Genomic DNA, 3,408 nt, shown 5'->3' on the forward strand with positions numbered 1-3,408 from the left:
ATTACCTCTTGCAATTGGTTTGGCGCATCTTTTAAAATAATATGCTGCTGAGAATTTTCAGTAGCAGTAAACTTAAAACTAGCAGTTTTATAGCCCATATAACTTACAGAGATTGTATAAGCATCATTTTTTGTAAGTTCTAATTTATACAAACCATCATTGTCTGTAATAGCAAATTGTAGGTTTTTAGTAACATCTGCTGGTTTTGCTATAACGTTAGCATAACTTAAAGGATTTTGTAAACTGTCTTTTACACTACCTTTTAAGGTGATTGTTTGTGCGGTTGTAGTACAAATGCACAAAATGATATATAGTAAAATTATAATTCTTTTTTTGTACATTCAATAATTATTATTGTTTCCTATTTAATTTTCTCAAATTCCCCATCATACCCATCCCTATTTCGTCAAACTCATTTTTTGTTACCACTCTACCTTTACTTGGTAATTTAACATTTATATTACCTTTAGGGTTTAAATTTACTTTTGATACATAAAATTTGAAACTCTTAATTTCCAGTTCAATTATAAGCCCTGGTAAACCTCCAAAACCAATTGGACCAAATGGAACTGCCAATTCAGGTGCATACCAAGCGATAACTGGTGATTTTATTATTCCTTCCCTACCTTGAGTTATTCTTATAGTTGTTGCTTTATAACATAAATAATTACCAATTTTTTTTGTTTCATTTAAAAGTTCCCAATCTGCTTTAGAGTTTTTAATTAAAAAAAGCTCACCATATGCATCTAACTGTGTATAATATTCATTCTTTTTTATATCGGTAAAATATATGCCTCTGCCATAAGGTCCCACAGCACTATTATAATATTTATTATTTCCTAATTCTAAATATGAACCAGCTTCAAAAACACTTACATCAGAATTAAATATTAATTTATAATTAATATCTTTTAATAATTCTTTTACATTTAAATCAATTTCTTGAACACTTAAATAATACTGAGATTTTAGTATTTTATTATTTTTTATGAACTCATCTTTTTCAGATAAATATTCTAATATTTCTTTTTTATAAATTATAATCCCTTGATTATTCTGAGATAAACAAATATTGAAACAACATACTAAAGCTAAAAATATTACTATTTTATTCATAATCTATTTCTTTTTTTAAGAAGCCTAATCGGTACAATTAATTCGATTTAAAAAATTAAGTATCCTTACCTTTGTAAAACGAATAACAATCTATAAAGGCACATTATGATATTTTAAATCTCTAAATAAATCTTTTAACCTGATTAAGCTTCTTTATTATTATACAATTAAACTTGATCAATTGGCGCGCAATCAAAATTCATATCCATATACACACTCATGTAATGCCATTCCATGTAACTGTCTCCTCCTCCATTTTCTGTCCCGTAATCCCATGCCCTTTGTAAACAATCTTGATCATATTCATCTTTATATGTATTAGCATTAACCACAATTGAAGTTACAAATACAAATACGATTCCTAAAATTATTTTTTTCATAATTTAAAATTTAAATTAGTTAATAGCGCATAATTGCGCTTTAATATTTTGTTAGTTCTGCGAGGAGTATTACTTTTGCAATAACTTCCTCTGTTTGTATGTAGTAGCTATGTCATAATAGTTTCTGGTTTTAGGTTAAACATTTTATTACAGTATTGTGTTCTTAAAATTTTACAAACAGAGGATTTTTCTGTTCTGTTGTTAATAAATGATAATAAAAAATAATTTTGATTATAATGGTGAGATTCCTGCCTGCGCAGGAATGACAACTTAAAGTGAGATTGCTGTTTAACAGAAATAAAAAAATAAATGGAAATTTTAATGCTTTTTGGGGTTTCATAATGCAATTTTTAATTCTTTTTCAGGATAAATTTATAAAAAAAAAAAAAGACTTGTCAAAATAAAACAACTTTATTTTACTGAAATACAACAATTTATGGTTTTACCTTATTTATAGTATGGAAAAACCATACTTAAAGCATTTTAATTTTTCTAAAAAAATTAAATGCACCTTCCATGTTATCAGATAAAAAAGTGGAAGAACAAAATGTTCGAATTCTAAAAAAATAAGGCAACTTAAATTCTTTAAAATAGGTTATTGAAAATGTATTTTTCAATAACCTATTTTAATATCTCTTAAATTATTAGTTATAAGATTTTACTTATTAAAACCTTATAATACAATTATATATGGTAACTTTACTGTTGGATTATTTATCCGTTGATGTTAATTACACTTCTAGTTCGACTAAATGAACTAATAAGGCTTTTTTTGAAGACCCTTTCTAATTTTAACGCGCTAATTCTCAATTTAATGACTGATTATTAGTAAGTATTCTGTTCTATGAATTTTATAATGATGTTTTGCTTATTTCATTACTAAGTGTTGACTTCAATAAAAATAACCAATGGCTTTATTAAAAATGGGAGTTATAGGAACTTCAAAAAAAGTAGATGAAAGACGTGTTCCAATTCATCCAGACCACATAAAAAGAATTCCAGAAAACATTAGAAAACAACTTATTTTTGAAAAAGGATATGGAAAACCTTTCAATATTTCAGATGAAGAAATTTCAAATCAAACGGGGGGAATTGCTACAAGAAAAGAATTATTATCTGAAATAGGTGCGGTTATTATTGCCAAACCTGTTTTATCTGATTTACAAGAATTAAAAGTAGGTGGAATTCTTTGGGGATATCCACATTGTGCGCAACAAATGCCGATTACACAAACGGCCATAGATAAAAAATTAACATTAATTGCTTTTGAAGATATGTTTGTTTGGAATCCGAACGGACAAATGGGGCGACATACTTTTTATAAAAATAATGAAATGGCTGGTTATAGTGCCGTTATACATGCCTTGCAATTAAAGGGAATAGATGGGCATTATGGAAATCAAAGAAAAGTGGTTATTTTTAGTTTTGGAGCTGTAAGCAGAGGTGCAATTTATGCGCTAAAAGCACATGGTTTTAGAGATATTACTATCTGTATTCAAAGACCTGACCACGAAGTAAGAGAAGAGATTCTTAATGTGGAATATGTTCGTGTTCGAAAGGGAAAAATAAATGAACCTCGACTTGTTTTAGTGGAACATGATGGTTCAGAAAGACCTTTTTCAGAACTGATTAGTGAATCTGAGATAATAGTTAATGGAACTTATCAAGATACAGATGATCCTTTCGATTTTGTAATTGAGGAAGAAAAAGACAGTTTAAAACCAGGTACTTTAATTATAGATGTGAGTTGCGATGAAGGAATGGGTTTTTATTTTGCAAAACCTACTACTTTTAAAAACCCAATGATATCCATTAATAAAATAGATTATTATGCAGTAGATCACACGCCAAGTTATTATTGGGAAAGTGCTTCAAGATCTATTTCTGCGGCTCTAATTGTTCATTTACCATC

At 27.9% G+C, this 3,408-nt stretch carries 4 protein-coding genes; 1 reads left to right on the plus strand and 3 read right to left on the minus strand.

All coding sequences use genetic code 11. From position 1 onward, the window contains the following. The 3 genes from AB1Z17_RS14005 to AB1Z17_RS14015 all read right to left on the minus strand — a co-directional run. Positions 1-302: carboxypeptidase-like regulatory domain-containing protein (locus tag AB1Z17_RS14005; protein WP_368052389.1), on the minus strand; the 302-nt coding region annotated here is incomplete at its 3' end. Positions 303-351: 49 nt separating this feature from the next. Next, the gene (locus tag AB1Z17_RS14010; RefSeq protein WP_368052390.1) at positions 352-1,116 is read right to left on the minus strand and encodes a GLPGLI family protein; all 765 of its coding nucleotides are present in this window, start codon (positions 1,114-1,116) and stop codon (positions 352-354) included. A gap of 167 nt (positions 1,117-1,283) precedes the next feature. Next, positions 1,284-1,496 carry a hypothetical protein gene (locus AB1Z17_RS14015; RefSeq protein ID WP_368052391.1) on the minus strand — a complete coding sequence of 71 codons (213 nt, stop codon included), beginning with the start codon at positions 1,494-1,496 and terminating at the stop codon, positions 1,284-1,286. A 908-nt stretch (positions 1,497-2,404) separates the two neighbouring features. On the opposite strand from AB1Z17_RS14015, the gene AB1Z17_RS14020 reads away from it, so the two are divergent. Beyond that, a partial coding sequence (locus tag AB1Z17_RS14020) for a N(5)-(carboxyethyl)ornithine synthase (RefSeq protein ID WP_368052392.1) occupies positions 2,405-3,408 on the plus strand: 1,004 nt, incomplete at its 3' end.

The organism is Lutibacter sp., assembly GCF_040883305.1.
Taxonomy (GTDB): Bacteria; Bacteroidota; Bacteroidia; order Flavobacteriales; family Flavobacteriaceae; genus Lutibacter.